We start from the raw sequence: 308 nt of genomic DNA on the forward strand, positions 1-308 counted from the left end.
AAGCAGAACCCGGGCTACCGCGTACTGCCCCAGACCCTGGGCGAACAGGCACCGATTGCCCCGGCGGTGAAGAAAGGCAACATCGAACTGCGGGACTGGGTGAATGCCGAACTGGCCAAGCTGGGCGAAGAGAAGTACCTGCTCAAACTGTATGACCAGTACGTGCGCAAAGAGCTGAGCGACGACACCAAGCCTGAGAGCGTGATTGTCGAAGGCGGCAAATGGCAGGGCTGAGCCCTTCTCCCTCCGCGTAGGAGCTGGCTTGCCAGCGAAGGCGTGCGTGAGGGCGGTGCAGGGCTTGAGGGCCT

1 pseudogene is annotated in these 308 nt (G+C 62.3%); it reads left to right on the plus strand.

What is annotated here, in order from left to right:
- Positions 1–234: pseudogene (locus BLX41_RS26965) on the plus strand (glutamine ABC transporter substrate-binding protein); the annotation flags it as partial.
- Between the last annotated feature and the right edge of the window lie 74 nt (positions 235–308).

Origin of the sequence: Pseudomonas protegens (assembly GCF_003732485.1) — a bacterium.
Taxonomy (GTDB): Bacteria; Pseudomonadota; Gammaproteobacteria; order Pseudomonadales; family Pseudomonadaceae; genus Aquipseudomonas; species Aquipseudomonas protegens_B.